Raw genomic sequence first — 15,201 nt, forward strand, 5'->3', positions numbered from 1 at the left:
TTGCGGCGGAACACACGGCGGAAATAACCACGAGCTATGTTCCGATAACTAACGATGAAATTAAGGGGCGCATAATAGGGCGCGAGGGAAGAAACATCCGGGCGTTTGAACAGGCAACCGGCGTGGATCTTATCATTGATGACACACCCGAAGCAATCACTGTTTCTGCGTTTGACGGGGTAAGAAGGGAGATAGCAAAAATATCTTTGGAACGCCTTATCGCGGACGGCAGAATTCATCCTGCAAGAATTGAAGAAGTTGTAGAGAAAGTAAAACGGGAAATGGAAAATACAATCAAGGAAGCGGGAGAGCAGGCCGCGCTTGATGCCGGGGTTATAAATCTTAATCCCGAAATAATAAAACTTTTAGGCAAACTTAAATACAGAACTTCTTACGGGCAGAATCAGCTGCAGCACACTCTTGAAGTTACCTGGCTTGCCGGAGCTATTGCGGGGGAATTAGGGCTTGACGTGGCATTCTGCAAAAAAGCCGCCCTGTTGCATGATATCGGCAAAGCAGCTGATCAAGAGGTTGAAGGAACCCATCATCAGATATCCGCGGATATAGCAAAAAAATACGGCGAATCGCCTAAAATGGTAAATGCCATAATTTCTCATCATGAAGGAATTGAAGCTCCGCAAAGTCCGGAGGCTTTTGTAATAGGCGCTGCGGACGCAATATCGGCAGCAAGGCCCGGCGCAAGAAAAGAATCGGTGGAACATTATCTTAAACGCCTTGAAAAACTGGAAAAACTTGCCACTTCGTTCAGAGGAGTTGAGTCTGCTTACGCTATTCAGGCCGGAAGAGAAGTAAGAATCTTGGTTGAACCGGAAGATGTGGACGATAAAGGAGCCCAGATTCTTGCGCACGATATAGCCAAAAAAGTTGAACAAGAGCTTGAATACCCGGGGCATATAAAAATTACCGTAATCAGGGAAACTAGAGCCCAGGAAATCGCAAAATAAGACAGTAGATAGGTAATAGTAGGTGGGGATTAGGTAAAAACAAAAGACTTAAAGACACCTGCGGGGTGGACCGCAGGTTCTCCCCGTAGGTGGGAGAGGTATTAATAATATGAAAATTCTTTTTATCGCCGATGTCGTCGGCCAGCCCGGAAGAGAAACACTTTGCAAAAGGTTTCCTGAAATAAAGGAAAAAGAAAAACCGGATTTCATAATTGCAAATGCGGAGAATGCCGCAGGGGGCAAAGGCTTGACCGGGCCTACGGCAAGAGAAATCTTTGGATGCGGGATAGATGTTATAACTTTGGGAAACCATGCGTTTGATAGAAAAGAAATTGAGGAAGTAATAAATAATCCTAAAATTTTAAGGCCCGCCAATTATCCTCCCAACGTTCAAGGGAAAGGGTACGGGGTTTATCATCTGGATGGAAAAGGAAAAATAGCCGTCATAAATATTATGGGCCGGATATATTTGCCGAATATTGATTGTCCGTTCAGGGGAATCAACGATATTCTTGAAATAATTAAAAAAGAAACAAAGGTGATTATAGTTGATTTCCATGCTGAAGTAACTTCTGAAAAAAATGCCATGGGCTGGTATCTTGACGGCAGAGTATCTGCGGTGATAGGCACCCATACGCATATTCCGACAGCTGATGAAAAAATACTGCCCCTAGGGACAGCCTATATTACTGATGTCGGGATGACCGGCCCCGTAGAAGGCGTTATAGGGATGGACAAAGAGATTGTCTTAAAGAAATTTTTAACCGGGCTACCCCATCCTTTTGTGGTAGCAAAGGGCCAGACCGTTATGCAAGGGTGCGTTGTTGAAATAGACGAAAATTCAGGTAAGGCGCAGTCAATTAGGAGATTCTCAATTCAGGGGTAAAACCGCAACCAGCAACCGGCAACCAGTTACCAGCAAAGGACATGAAATGGTGCAAGACTTCAGGGAATTGAGAATTTGGCAAAATGGTATGCAGATTGTCAAACAGTCATATTTGTTGACAAAACAATTTCCAAAGGAAGAGATATTTGGGCTTGTATCTCAAGTTCGAAGGGCAGCGGTTTCAATTCCATCCAATGTTGCCGAGGGTTTTGCCCGGAATCACGATAACGAGTACCGGCAGTTTCTTTATATCGCGTTGGGTTCATGTGCAGAGCTGGAAACTCATTTTGAGATAACAAAGCAACTAAACTATTGCAAAAATGATGAGTTGGCGGAAGTCCAAAATTTGATTAAACTTGAAATCAAAATGATTCTTAGAATGATTAAAAGTCTGTAATGTAGTGCAAGTGCTTATTTGTATTTACCGGTTTCTGGTCGCCGGTAACTGGGGACTGTCTCAATGGAAGATGGACACAAAATATATACGGTTTCTGAACTAAACAACGAAATTAAGATTGTTTTTGAAGACGTCTATCCCGACATATGGGTTGAAGGAGAAATATCCAATTTCAAGACTTATTCTTCCGGCCACATGTATTTTTCTCTGAAGGATGAAGAATCGCAGATATCAGCGGTAATTTTTCGAGGCACAAGCCGTTCGTTCAGATTTACGCCTGAAGACGGAATAAAAGTAATTGCGCGGGGCAGGGTTTCGGCGTATCCTAAACGAGGTGAGTACCAGTTTGTTATAAACTACCTTGAACCTGCCGGTAAAGGGGCTCTGCAGCTGGCATTTGAACAGCTCAAGAAAAAACTGGAAAAAGAAGGGTTGTTTGATCCGGAAAGAAAAAAACCTATACCTCTGCTGCCTCAAAAAATCGGTATAGTTACGTCTCCAACCGGCGCGGCAATAAAAGATATCCTTTCAGTTATAAACAGGCGCTATGCAAATGTTGAAATTCTTCTTTATCCGGTGCACGTTCAGGGCGACGAGGCAAAATACGATATTTCTGAAGCAATTAAATATTTGAATGATAATTATCCGAGCCTGGATGTTTTGCTTGTAGGCCGCGGCGGGGGTTCAATAGAAGATCTTTGGGCTTTTAACGAAGAAATGGTGGCAAGAGCTATCGCTTCATCAAAAATTCCCGTGAGTTCCTGCGTGGGGCATGAGATAGATTATACAATAGCCGATTTTGTTGCGGATATGCGAGCAGCAACTCCTTCATCGGCGGCAGAGCTCGTAGTAAAAAATAAAGCGGAACTTATAGAAAAACTAGATGACCTAAAACATCATATTGTCAATCAGATGGAATTTATGCTTTCCGAAAAAGAAGAAAGACTTAAAGATATTTCTGACAGCAAGGCCATTCAAAACCCGGCTGCTTTATTTGAGGATAAGATTCATGAAATAGATGATATTCAGGAAAAAATATTGCATTTTTCCCAGATGTTTATGGACGCAAAACAAAAAGAATGGGGCCTTTTAAGAGAAAAACTAGGGCTTCTTTCGCCCCTTAATATATTGGACAGAGGCTATTCTGTTTGTTTTAGTGTTCCACAAAATAAAATAGTCAAAGATGCAAAGATATTAAGCGTCAATGATACGGTAAAAGTTAAACTTTCAAAAGGCGAAATATTTGCAAATGTGGAAAAAATTAATTGACACGAAGTGGCATCCTAAGTTGCCTGTCATTCCCGAACTTGATTCGGGATCCAGAGGCTGCCGAAGGCCAGGGCTCCCCGGACTTGGAGACTGTGTCATAATTACATGATTTAATCTCCGTCGAGGATACGACGATAAACAAATTGCTCCTTAAAACTTTAAATGCTAAAATATCTCCATAATAGCAAAAAGGAGATATTCTTATGGCATACAGATACGGCGACCGGCATCAAATGAACTTGTTCCCGCAAAGTATCGAAGACTATGTTCGTGAAGATGACCCTGTGCGGGCCTACGACGCTTTTGTGGAATCGCTTGAACTTGGTGAACTTGGGATAATAGTTGATGAAAACCAAGTAGGCAACCCTGAATATGAACCCAAGGCAATGATTAAGCTGCTTGTATATGGCTACTCTTACGGTATCCGCAGTTCAAGGAAACTGGAAAGAGCCACATACCATAATGTATCATTTATCTGGCTTATGGGCGGCTTAAAGCCAGACCATAAAACCATAGCCAGATTCAGAACAGATAATAAAAGAGCTCTAAAAAACATATTAAAGCAGTGTGCCAGGTTATGTATAAAGCTTGGCCTTATTGAAGGCAATACTTTGTTTGTGGACGGCAGTAAAATAAGAGCCAATGCAGCGATAGATAACACATGGACACAGGAAAAATGCGAAAAACATCTTAAAAGCATAGATGAACATATTGAATCCATACTTAAAGAATGCGATGTTATAGATGAAAAAGAACAAAACAGCGATTCTTTGGTAAAGCTCAAAGAAGAACTGAAAGACAAAGAAGCTCTTAAATCAAAGGTTCAAAACATTATGAAAGAACTAAAGAGCCAGGAACTTCAATCAATGAATTCCACTGATCCGGAATGTATAAAAGTGAAAGGACGACAGGGAATACATTCCGGTTACAGCGGGCAAATCGTTGTTGACGAAAAACACGGATTAATAGTCAATAGCGATGTTGTCAATGAACATAATGACCGCGAACAATTTGCAAATCAAATAGAGCAAGCCCATGAAACACTTGAACATAAGTGTAAAAATGCCTGTGCCGATGACGGTTATGCTAACACCGATGAACTAAAAAAGATTGCGGACAAAAATGTCAATGTTATTGTGCCTTCACAAGAACAAACCAGTCAGCAAAATTCAGAGCCGTTTGCCAAAGAACAATTTACGTATGATTCACAGACCGATTCTTACATATGCCCACAAGGACACAAGCTGCCGTATAGTCACCTTGACAAAGAAAAGAACATGAACGTTTATAGCATTTCTGACAGAAATTTATGTCGAAATTGCGTGCATTTCGGAATATGCACAACATCAAACAAAGGCAGGCGCATAAAACGGCTTGCCAATGAAGAAACTAAGAAAATACTTGAACAAAATTTTACAAAAGAGCAATCGCAGACAATATTCCGCTTAAGAAAACAAAAGGTTGAGCTCCCTTTCGGGCACATTAAGCGAAATCTGGGGGTTACAGCATTTCTGTTAAGAGGTCTTGATGGTGTTAAAGCAGAAATGTCGTTGTTTTCCAGTTGCTTCAACATGTCGCGGATGATAAGCATTATTGGCGTGCAGGCGCTGGTTGCCAAGCTAATGTCTTAAGAACAACAGGGATTCCCCTGTTTATTATTGTTTTTGCCGGTTAACCGGTAAATTTTATGCTTCGTTGTCAAAGAACTGATTCCGTGATCCAATTATGACACAGTCTCTTGTCCGGGGGGAACCACTCTTGCTTGTCCTGAGCGTCCCGTGGTGAGCGAAGTCGAACCAAGTCGAAGGGTCATTCCCGCGGATAGTTAGCGGGAATCTATGGTAGTGTCGTTGCTCAACTTGCTGGTTTATTAAATAGGTGTCTGTCCCTATTTACAAGTCCTTGAAATTAAAGCGATTACATGCTATAACTGTATCACGATATGAGGCGATTAGGCAGTCTAATCGCTTCATAGGAGAATAAGTTGAAGCGCTATATCTGGGAAAACAAAAACTGGCAAAACCTTGAGTACGACCATAAGGCGGTAATGGAGCTTCTTTCCAAAGCTCGCCTCGTGCAAGGCAACCTTTTGGGAAAAATGTCCGCATTGGAACTTCGTCTTGAAGTAGAAGCCCAGGCAGAAGTGCTCGTTGAAGAAGCTGTTCGGACAGCAGAAATAGAAGGCATGAAGCTTGACCGCAATGCCGTGCGTTCTTCGGTTGCGGTTCGCTTGGGTTTGCCGCAAGGCGTTGGTTTGCCGAAAGAGCGGAACGCCGATGGTCTTGTAGAAGTTCTTTTTGATGCTGTTCGTAATCATTCCAAACCTTTATCAATAAAACGGCTTAACGGCTGGCAGGCGGCGCTTTTTCCTACCGGATATTCAGGACTACATAAAATTCGTGTTGGCGCTCTAAGAGGGAATGCCCCTATGCAGGTGGTTTCAGGTCCTATCGGAAAAGAAAAAGTACATTTTGAAGCTCCTCCCGAAAAAAAGATGAAAGAAGAAATGGCTCTTTTTGTTGACTGGTGGAATAAATCATTCGGTAAAATGGACGGTATACTTCGCGCAGCAGCAGCACATTTCCGTTTTGTTACTATACATCCATACGAAGACGGCAACGGCCGTATTGCGCGCGCACTTACAGATATGGCACTAGCCCAGGACGAAAATATTAATGTCAGGTTCTACAGTTTGTCTTCACAGATCATAAAACAAAGAAACGAGTATTACTCAATTCTTGAAAAAGTCCAAAATTGCAGACTAGAACCTACCAAATGGTTTGAATGGTTTCTGGAATCTTTCATAAAATCGGTTGAAGGCTCACAAAACATCGTTTCACATGTATTAAAGAAGGCGGAATTTTGGAAGGCCCATTCTCAAGTTCAAATAAACGAAAGGCAAAGAAAAGTAATACATAAAATGCTTGAGGCAGGGACCGATGGTTTTGAAGGCGGCCTTACCACACGGAAATACACAAGTATGACGAAAGCAAGCCGTGCTACGGCTTTTAGGGAAATAGACGATCTTTTGCAAAAGAAAGTTATTCGCCATATCGGCGGCAAAGGCCGCAGTGTCCGCTATGGCTTTGTTTGGTAATTGTGGAGCAAAAAGGCCCTATTTTATTAAATAGGTGTCTGTCCCTAATTTCCCTGTCCCTAATTTCCGAAGCCGTAATCTCAAGAGGGAATTACTCATGAATAATGCTAGAATTTTATTTGAGAAGTTAAGTCTTGAGTATATTAATGCAAATATGATGAATAAAGAGTTTGAAACTAATTGGATGGACTGCAAAGAAAAAGAAGACGCAACAAGTGCCGAACTATCACCAAATGACAAAAAGCTTTTTGCAAAGGCGCTTTCAGGATTTGCAAATACTTCTGGTGGTGTTATATTGTTTGGCATTAGAGCAAGGCCAAGACCAGCTGATGATGTAGATATAATAATAGACAAGAATCCTATCAAAGGTTTGAAAAAGTATGAATCCAATTTGAGAGAAATTGAAAGTAGAATTGTAGAGAGATTGGTCAAAGGGGTTGAATATTTGCCAATAGAAACTTCACCCGATGAAGGAGTAATGGCCGTTTATATACCTGAAAGTGAGGCGTCTCCTCATAGAAGTGTGCAGGATTACAAGTTTTATATTAGAGCAGGAGGTACTTTTAATTCTATTGACCTTAAAATAGTAGAAGATTTATTTCATAAAACAAAGAAACCTGATCTACAGCTTCTACTTAAAGAAATTAGTCCCGATCAAATTTTAATTTTATTGCGGAACAATGGAAAAGGGATCGCAAAATATCCTTCTTTTGTTATAGAACTTCCTCAATATGTGAATGTTTCTAGTTATCGATTGGATGGGAATAAATCTAATGATATTGTTGTTACTCAAAAATATTTTCGAGGAAAAGAAGGGAAATTTGCCGTATATTCAGGAAGTATAGATAATATTATCCATGCAGATGGCGGGGAATTACCAATTATTAATTTCAGTACCGTAATCACAAAATTAGTTAATCAAACTTTTACATTGCCTTATTATCTTGATGCTGAAAATATGCAGACTAAAGAAAGCAAATACACAATTTCTTTTGATAATCAAGGTCGAATAAAAGATATAACAATTATATAGAATCCGTGTTAGGCCCCTGGATTGGTAATGGCCGTACAACCTACGAGGTTGAACGGCTCCGAATCCGGCAATGGTGTCTGGCTTTACTAACTACACTAACTTGAACTAGGAGAAATAAACAATGCAAACCACAGGGACTAATCTTCAAAACCAACGGATTGAAACAATACCAAACCAACCCCCGGGGTTGGTTTGGTATATAAGAGGTTTACTATGAAAAAGACCTTGAAGTTTGAAAGCGCAATTAAACGGCTTGAAGAAATCGTGGAAAAAATGGAAGGCGGCCAGATGGATCTGGAAGAATCGCTTGCTTTTTTTGAGGAAGGGATAAAACTGGTGCGGTTTTGCTCAACAAAACTTGAAGAAGCTAAGAAGAAGATAGAAATTCTTGTAAAAAAAGACGGGAAAATGACAGCAGAACCTTTTGAACCGGAAGACGAAAAAAACAGTGATTAGTAATTAGTTATGAGTTCATAGTAAAAACGCAAAGACAAAAGGAAATTAAGTTTAAAAACATGGAACTGAAAAGCTATTTAACCAAAAAGTCAAAGTTAGTGGAAAAAGCGCTGAAAAAATATCTGCCGAAAGATAATTCGTTAATTTCAAGGGCAATGAGATATTCTGTTTTTGCCGGAGGAAAACGCCTCAGGCCAATCCTTGTAATTTTGGGAGCTGAAATTTGCGGTTCAAAAAATATTGCGGATATTTTGCCGGCAGCCACGGCTTTAGAATTTATTCATACCTATTCTTTGATTCATGACGATCTTCCCTCAATGGACAATGATGATTTGCGCAGAGGAAAACCCACCAGCCACAAAAAATTCGGAGAAGCAACTGCTATATTGGCCGGCGACGCTCTTTTAACGGACGCATTTCGTTTGATGGGAAACCTTGGCGAAAACAAACGGTTAAACAAACAAAGAATAATTGATTCAGTGCTTGTGCTTGCTAAACTTGCCGGATATAAGGGAATGATTGGCGGCCAAATGAAAGATACCATTGAGACAAATCGATGGAACAAGATGAATTTGAATACTGCCAAGAAAAACCTTGAATTTATTCATTTAAATAAAACCGCCGCCTTAATTCAGGCAAGTCTTCTTATCGGGGCAACTCTTTTTAATGCCAGCAAAAAACAACTGAATGCCTTAAATCAATTCGGCAGATATGTTGGCCTTGCTTTTCAAGCAGTGGATGATATCCTTGACATAACTGCCGATAAGAAACTTCTTGGAAAAAGGGGAAGCGACCTGGAAAATAATAAGCTGACTTACCCGTCATTATACGGATTGGAAGAATCCCAAAATAAAGCTAAGAAATTGATTATTAATGCAAAAAAAAGCCTGAACATATTTGGTAAAAAAGCCGAGATTTTGTCGCAGTTGGCCGATTATATAATTCAAAGGCAATATTAGTAGAGACGCGACCAGCGACCAGCAACCGGCGACCAGTGACCAGTAATGACAAAAAGGATAAAATGGGAATACTTGAAAAAATTACGAAGCCCGAAGATCTAAAGAGTGTAAAAAGAGAAGCTTTGCCTGAACTTGCAAAAGAAATTAGATACGAAATGATAAAAACTGTGTCCCAAACAGGCGGGCATCTTGCCTCAAGTCTTGGCACGGTTGAGTTATCAATAGCTCTCCATTATGTTTACGATGCGCCGAAAGATAAAATAATCTGGGATGTAGGACACCAGGCGTATGCGCATAAGCTTCTTACAGGGCGATACGGCAGGTTTCATACATTAAGACAATACGGGGGAATAAGCGGTTTCCCAAACAGGGAAGAATCGGAATACGATCCTTTTACTGTCGGGCATTCTTCTACCGCAATTTCTGCGGCACTGGGTTATGCTCTTGCAAGGGACATTAAGGGACAGGATAATAAAGTAGTTGCCATTATCGGCGACGGTTCAATGACGGGCGGAATGTCGTTTGAAGCCCTGCAGAACGCCGGGCATCTGGGAACAGATATCCTTGTTATTTTAAACGACAATGAGATGTTTATTTCTCACCGAGTCGGCGCTTTAGCAGGTTATTTAGCGAAAATAATTACCGCCGGCACATGGAAAGGCTTTGAAAAGAAGATTGAGAAATTTTTTAAGCGGCTGCATTTTTGGGGCGCGCAGATTTTACGCGTTGCAAAAAGGTTTAAAGTTCTGCTTTTCCCAGGAATGCTTTTTGAAGAAATGGGTTTTTCTTATGTCGGGCCTGTGGACGGGCATAATATTAATGACCTTATTGATATCCTTAACGGAGTAAAAAAACTGAAAGCTCCGATGCTGCTGCACGTTATAACAAAAAAGGGTAAAGGTTTTTCAGCGGCGGAAAGCGACCCAACAAAATTTCACGGTATAGGAAAATTTAATATTTCTTCAGGAGAAATTGAGTCCGGCTCTAATGTTCCAAGCTACACTTCGGTTTTTTCAAATACTTTGATAAAGCTTGCGAAAGAAAACGAAAAAATAGTTGCCATTACGGCAGCGATGGCGGAAGGCACGGGTTTAGACGCATTCAGAAGAGAGTTCCCGAGACGTTTTTTTGATGTCGGGATAGCCGAAGAACATGCAGTGACCTTTGCTGCCGGGCTTGCCTGCGAAGGGATGCGCCCGGTATGCGCAATTTATTCCACTTTTTTGCAGAGAAGCCTGGATCAAATGATACACGATGTTGCTCTTCAAAAACTTCCGGTTGTTTTTGCAATAGATCGGGCAGGGATAGTCGGTGAAGACGGGCCCACTCATCAGGGAGCGTTTGATCTTTCGTACTTGAGATTTATTCCAAATTTTACGATTATGGCGCCTGCCGACGAAAATGAACTTCAGCATATGCTAAAAACAGCATTTACTTTGGAGGGCCCTGTCGCAATACGCTACCCTAGAGGGCATGGCATAGGAATAAACTTGGATAATGAACTTAAAGTTCTACGGCCGGGAAAAGCTGAAATAAAAAAAGAGGGAAAAGATCTTTATATTCTTGCGATAGGAAATACCGTTTATCCGTCACTAGAGGCTTCAAAAATTTTGGCTGATAAAAACATTAAAGCCGGGGTAGTGAACATGCGTTTTTTGAAACCGCTTGATGCCAAGCTAATTTTATCTTTAGCTCAAAAAACAAAATATTTTGCTGTTATTGAAGAAAATTCATCAATCGGCGGATTATACAGCGCCGTCAGCGAACGATTAGCCGGAAAAAACATCCATGTTTTTGAAACCGGATTTCCTGACCACTTTATTGAGCACGGAAGCCCCGATATACTTAGAGAAAAATATGGGTTTACTCCTGGAAAAATCGCGGGAAAAATAGCAGCGTGGTACCGCACATTTAAATAAGTGCAACTAAAAAAAGAACGATTGGATAAAATACTTTTTGATAAAGGTCTTGCCGAAACACAGACAAAAGCTCAAGGTTTAATTATTTCCGGAGCCATTCTTGTTGACGGGGTTCCGATTCTTAAGCCGGGCACTTTTGTATTGAGCTCTTCCGATATAACAATAAAGAAAACAAAAACCTATGTTTCCCGCGGCGGCTTAAAAATTGAATCGGCCGCAAGAAATCTAAATATTTCATTTAAAGATAAAATATGCATGGATATAGGGGCTTCAACAGGCGGGTTTACCGATTTTATGCTTTTAAACGGGGCAAAAAAAGTGTACGCGGTAGATGTAGGGAGGAATCTTCTTCACGAAAAATTAAAGGATGATCCGCGGGTTGTAAATATTGAAAGCGTAAATTTCCGCTATTTTTCAAAGGAATTATTGAAAGACAATATTGGATTTGTTACAATAGACGTTTCATTCATATCTCTTGAAAAAATTCTTCCGGTTGCATTTGAAATAATAAACTCAGGCGGCGAAATCCTGGCTTTGGTTAAGCCTCAATTTGAGTCTTTGCCTAAAGAGCTTAAAAAAGGTGTTGTAAGGGACGAATCCATACGGCAAAAAGCCATAGAAAAGATTAGAAGCTTCTCGGGAAAATTGGGTTTAGTTTTGTTAGGCGAAGCTGATTCTGAGGTTAAAGGCCCTGAAGGAAACATTGAGCATTTTTTGTGGCTGAAGAAACAGTAACCAGTTACCCGCAACCAGCTACCAGTAAAGACAAAGGAAAATAAAATGGCAGATATTTATAATTTTTACGCGTTATATGCAAAAGACATTTCTAAAGTTAAATAGGTAATAACTTTACAAGTAGGTTAATAAATGGGGTAATTACGGGGAATCAGGGCCCGAACAGGATAGTGAGTGTAAACTACACTTTACGAAATCGCAATATTATCGTAAACTCTATCTTACGCATAGGCCTTCGTTTCAAGAGGTAACAATGAATAGAAAAATCAATTTGATTATTGTTTCAGCGCTTGTTATTTTTGGTGTTAGTACGGCCAATTCTCAACCGTCTGGCGCCAAGAAAGCGTTTGACAGCCTGGATAAGGAAGAAAGTAGTGTTAACAAAGCCCCTAAAAAGCAGGCGAAGAAAGTAGTAAAGAAAATAGCAAAGACAAAGAATGTGGGCAAAACAAAAAACAATTTAGCGGTTGCTTCCAGCTCAGGCACTGTTCCAAATACGGTGCAAGCAAAAGGGAAAATAGTAAAAGACGAGAAAAAGAATCAATTGCAGTTTTTGGATGAGAAGGGGAAGGCAATAAAAACAATACAGCTGAAAGTTGTAGAAAAGAAAAAAGATGTATACATCTACAGGAATACAATTGAAGGATTGGTTTCAGATAACGGACAATTCGCAGGAGTTGTTACTGAAGATGCCGAATTAGCGGAAGACTGGTATGTTTCAAGCTCCACTTTTAGTTATTATGATGTTTCGGGTAATAAGCTTTGGGAAAAAACCAATGTTTCAATGACAATGCCGCCATCTTATATAATCTCAGCAGACGGTTACAGAGTATTTCTTGTAACCTGTGCGATAGATAATGTGTACCATGAAAATAAATTTTATCTTGCGATTTATAATGAGAATGGGAACATCGTCTGGGCATTTGGAGAATTTTATGAAATTTCAGAAATATTCTTAACCAAAAACGGTAAATATGGGTATTTCAGCGCAAATGGAGTAATAAATTTTTTTAATGTTTTAGAAAAGAAGATAAAAATTACTCCTGAAAATATAAGAGGTTCAGCTAACATTACTGAATCCGGAAAGATTACGATAAACACAATTTTAGAAGAGATTGATATTCAAGAAAATGGCATAGTTGAGTTTTACGATATTAAAGGAGAGCTCAAATTTAGGAAAAAATTTAACGAGCTTGATTCGAACGATTTGAAGCTCTTGCGTAATGATGAGATTGAATCAATAAAGGTCTTAATCTCTGAAAAAAAATCAGGAAATATAAGTAGAAAAAAAGAAATATTTAACGATCAATTATGAAAAAGTATTTACTCTATATTATATTACTAATATTTCTTTTCATGCCGGAAGTAAACTGCGCTGAGTTGCCATTTAATAGTAATTCAATCAAAGATTCCTATGGCCCAAGAGTCCATCCAGCAAGAAAGAATTGGGACTTTCATAATGGTGTTGACTATAGTCCTTTACCAGGAGATGCCGATAAGGGTATTGCCATAAATGCGGTAGAAGATGGGATGATAACAAAATTAAGTTATGATGATATCGGAGGCGGTGGATGGTTTATAGAAATTAAATCAGGTAATAAGATATGGAAATATTTTCATTTATTTGAGGCCGGACCCCTTCCAAAAAGTGGGGGAATCTTTAAAGTTGGATATGACAAAGAAGGACTTTATTTACTTAGAGGAAAAACTAATAACTGGCCTGAGCGAAAAATAAGAATTAATAAAGATAACGAGAGGTCTGGTATAATGAAGGGTGAGCCGATTGCTCCAGTTGGGACTTCGGGGATTGGGACTGGAGCACATCTTCATTTGATTCTGGAACAAGGTGGGACAAAATATAACCCATTGTCGGAACTTACTCACACCGAAGGGGCGTTTGCGATTACGATAAAAAACCCGAAGGAGGGGGCGGTTTTGAAAGAAGAAGACCTGAAAACGGATTTTCCGGTAACTGTTAACATTGATATGACAAATGGAAAGGATTTGGATGAAGTTACGATATTTTTAGATGACAAACAGATAAATACAGGCAACGGCCCGACATTTAATTACGGCGGCAAGATTGGTGAGGGCAGGAAATTAATGGTTGAGTCCAAAGGTGCAAACACAGGGATTAAACCGATAGCAAACAGTTTCAGTCGGGATTTTGTATACAATTATGATTTTTCAAAACTTGAAGATGGATATCATAAAATAAAAGTCATTGTTGCTAACACAAACGGTAGAGAAGCAGAAACTGAAAATCTATTTAAAGCCGAGAAAAAATATTTAGGACAGATTAGCGGAAAATTCCTTTGGTATAAGGGGCGGCAGGACATATACGGTAGTTATACCGTCAATTTTCTTACCGGGGATAGGAGCGAATGGAAGGGCATACGTGATGTACTATTAGGATTAAAAGAGCAGGATGAAATTACAGGTTTTTCTGCAAAGAACATACCGCAGGAAGCAAAAAATGATCCCAATCTTAAAAAAGCTGTAAGCGCATTTGTGCCGCATCAAATAAAAGGAAAAGCTGTTATAGCATATGAAGCGCCTGAAATAAACATCAAAGACGAAAACGGAAAAACAATTTTTTACAAAAAGATGCTTAAAACATCAAGTGAGTGTGATTATATAGTTGGTTTTTGGGAAAAAGGGTTAGAATTTGAAAAACTTCAGGGACTTCTTGAACCTGGCGCAGATTCGGGCGCGGAGATTGTGCTTCGAAACATGAGTATAACAATTAACGATTCTTATTCCAACACTCCGTATCCCTTAATGATTGCGGCAATGTTGTTTTCTTCAAAGAAAGATAAGGATAAGTATCTTTTTTCAAATACTTTGAATCCACAAGAAGAAATGCATTACAATGGCAAGGGATATTTAAATGCAGAACAAATGAAGAAATAGTGAACGAAAAATTTCATAAACTTAGGGGACGTAGTTAGATAATACGATATTCATTTTAGCAATTCATTACTAAGCATAATTTGATAACATCATTTTGAGTTTGCCTTATCAATATCGTATTATCTAACTACGTCCCCTAAGTTGTCCCCTAAGTTCGTCCCCTAAGTTCCGATGGAAAGGATCAAAAGAATGAGCGAGTACAAATTCAGCGAAATAGAAAAAAAGTGGCAGAAATACTGATTTAAAGTTAAGGGAAAAGGCACTTCCGGGGTGGACCGTAGGTGCTCCCCGCAGGTGGCGAGGTTATAAGAGGTAAAAATGAATAAAAAAATTAGATTATTTATCGTTGCAATTTTAATGTTTTTTGCGGGGAATATTGCTTATTCTCAGCCGTCCGGGGCCAAGAAAGCATTTGATGGCCTGGACAAGGTACAAAAAAAAGCAAGTAGTTCGCAGAAGCAACCCGTGAAAAAAATGGTAAAAAAAGAAGCAAAAATAAATGATACAGCGAAGGCGAAAGGTAATCCTGCGGCAATTCAAAATAATTCAGTAACTGCGGAGCAGAAAAGAGT

At 39.7% G+C, this 15,201-nt stretch carries 14 protein-coding genes; all 14 read left to right on the forward strand.

All coding sequences use genetic code 11. The features are described 5' to 3' along the window. Positions 1–965 (forward strand): ribonuclease Y (gene rny / locus NT145_00950; GenBank protein MCX5781263.1); only part of this gene is annotated, 965 nt, incomplete at its 5' end. A 109-nt stretch (positions 966–1,074) separates the two neighbouring features. After that, entirely contained in the window at positions 1,075–1,851 is a 777-nt protein-coding gene (locus tag NT145_00955; GenBank protein MCX5781264.1) for a TIGR00282 family metallophosphoesterase, read from the forward strand. 46 nt (positions 1,852–1,897) lie between these two features. Continuing rightward, positions 1,898–2,248, forward strand: a complete 351-nt coding sequence (locus NT145_00960; protein MCX5781265.1) for a four helix bundle protein — start codon at positions 1,898–1,900, stop codon at positions 2,246–2,248. Between the two features lie 63 nt (positions 2,249–2,311). Further along, positions 2,312–3,517, forward strand: a complete 1,206-nt coding sequence (xseA, locus tag NT145_00965) for an exodeoxyribonuclease VII large subunit (protein MCX5781266.1) — start codon at positions 2,312–2,314, stop codon at positions 3,515–3,517. 203 nt (positions 3,518–3,720) lie between these two features. After that, positions 3,721–5,148: an IS1182 family transposase gene (locus NT145_00970; protein MCX5781267.1), complete on the forward strand. Its 1,428-nt coding sequence runs from the start codon at positions 3,721–3,723 to the stop codon at positions 5,146–5,148. A gap of 353 nt (positions 5,149–5,501) precedes the next feature. Beyond that, the gene (locus tag NT145_00975) at positions 5,502–6,614 is read left to right on the forward strand and encodes a Fic family protein (GenBank protein ID MCX5781268.1); all 1,113 of its coding nucleotides are present in this window, start codon (positions 5,502–5,504) and stop codon (positions 6,612–6,614) included. A gap of 97 nt (positions 6,615–6,711) precedes the next feature. Continuing rightward, positions 6,712–7,647 (forward strand): ATP-binding protein, encoded by a 936-nt coding sequence (locus NT145_00980; protein ID MCX5781269.1) that lies wholly within the window; start codon positions 6,712–6,714, stop codon positions 7,645–7,647. 213 nt (positions 7,648–7,860) lie between these two features. After that, a complete protein-coding gene (locus tag NT145_00985; protein MCX5781270.1) occupies positions 7,861–8,103 on the forward strand; it encodes an exodeoxyribonuclease VII small subunit in 243 nt (80 codons plus the stop codon). Between the two features lie 59 nt (positions 8,104–8,162). Continuing rightward, positions 8,163–9,062, forward strand: a complete 900-nt coding sequence (locus tag NT145_00990) for a polyprenyl synthetase family protein (protein MCX5781271.1) — start codon at positions 8,163–8,165, stop codon at positions 9,060–9,062. A gap of 62 nt (positions 9,063–9,124) precedes the next feature. Further along, positions 9,125–10,981 carry a 1-deoxy-D-xylulose-5-phosphate synthase gene (gene dxs / locus NT145_00995; GenBank protein ID MCX5781272.1) on the forward strand — a complete coding sequence of 619 codons (1,857 nt, stop codon included), beginning with the start codon at positions 9,125–9,127 and terminating at the stop codon, positions 10,979–10,981. Positions 10,982–11,002: 21 nt separating this feature from the next. Then, positions 11,003–11,716, forward strand: coding sequence for a TlyA family RNA methyltransferase (locus NT145_01000; GenBank protein ID MCX5781273.1), 714 nt, complete (start codon positions 11,003–11,005; stop codon positions 11,714–11,716). A gap of 253 nt (positions 11,717–11,969) precedes the next feature. After that, positions 11,970–13,031, forward strand: a complete 1,062-nt coding sequence (locus tag NT145_01005) for a hypothetical protein (protein ID MCX5781274.1) — start codon at positions 11,970–11,972, stop codon at positions 13,029–13,031. Then, entirely contained in the window at positions 13,028–14,629 is a 1,602-nt protein-coding gene (locus NT145_01010; GenBank protein ID MCX5781275.1) for a hypothetical protein, read from the forward strand. The genes NT145_01005 and NT145_01010 overlap by 4 nt, the downstream gene beginning before the upstream one ends. Positions 14,630–14,947: 318 nt before the next feature. After that, positions 14,948–15,201: hypothetical protein (locus tag NT145_01015; GenBank protein MCX5781276.1), on the forward strand; the 254-nt coding region annotated here is incomplete at its 3' end.

The sequence above is a fragment of the Elusimicrobiota bacterium genome (assembly GCA_026388075.1).
Classification (GTDB): Bacteria; Elusimicrobiota; Endomicrobiia; order Endomicrobiales; family JAPLKN01; genus JAPLKN01.

Coding starts and splice junctions, on each gene's coding strand:
- NT145_00990 (MCX5781271.1), top strand. CDS start 8,163: ATGGAACTGAAAAGCTATTTAACCAAAAAGTCAAAGTTAGTGGAAAAA.
- dxs (MCX5781272.1), top strand. CDS start 9,125: ATGGGAATACTTGAAAAAATTACGAAGCCCGAAGATCTAAAGAGTGTA.
- NT145_00960 (MCX5781265.1), top strand. CDS start 1,898: ATGGTGCAAGACTTCAGGGAATTGAGAATTTGGCAAAATGGTATGCAG.
- NT145_01005 (MCX5781274.1), top strand. CDS start 11,970: ATGAATAGAAAAATCAATTTGATTATTGTTTCAGCGCTTGTTATTTTT.
- NT145_00980 (MCX5781269.1), top strand. CDS start 6,712: ATGAATAATGCTAGAATTTTATTTGAGAAGTTAAGTCTTGAGTATATT.
- NT145_00955 (MCX5781264.1), top strand. CDS start 1,075: ATGAAAATTCTTTTTATCGCCGATGTCGTCGGCCAGCCCGGAAGAGAA.
- NT145_00985 (MCX5781270.1), top strand. CDS start 7,861: ATGAAAAAGACCTTGAAGTTTGAAAGCGCAATTAAACGGCTTGAAGAA.
- xseA (MCX5781266.1), top strand. CDS start 2,312: ATGGAAGATGGACACAAAATATATACGGTTTCTGAACTAAACAACGAA.
- NT145_01010 (MCX5781275.1), top strand. CDS start 13,028: ATGAAAAAGTATTTACTCTATATTATATTACTAATATTTCTTTTCATG.
- NT145_00970 (MCX5781267.1), top strand. CDS start 3,721: ATGGCATACAGATACGGCGACCGGCATCAAATGAACTTGTTCCCGCAA.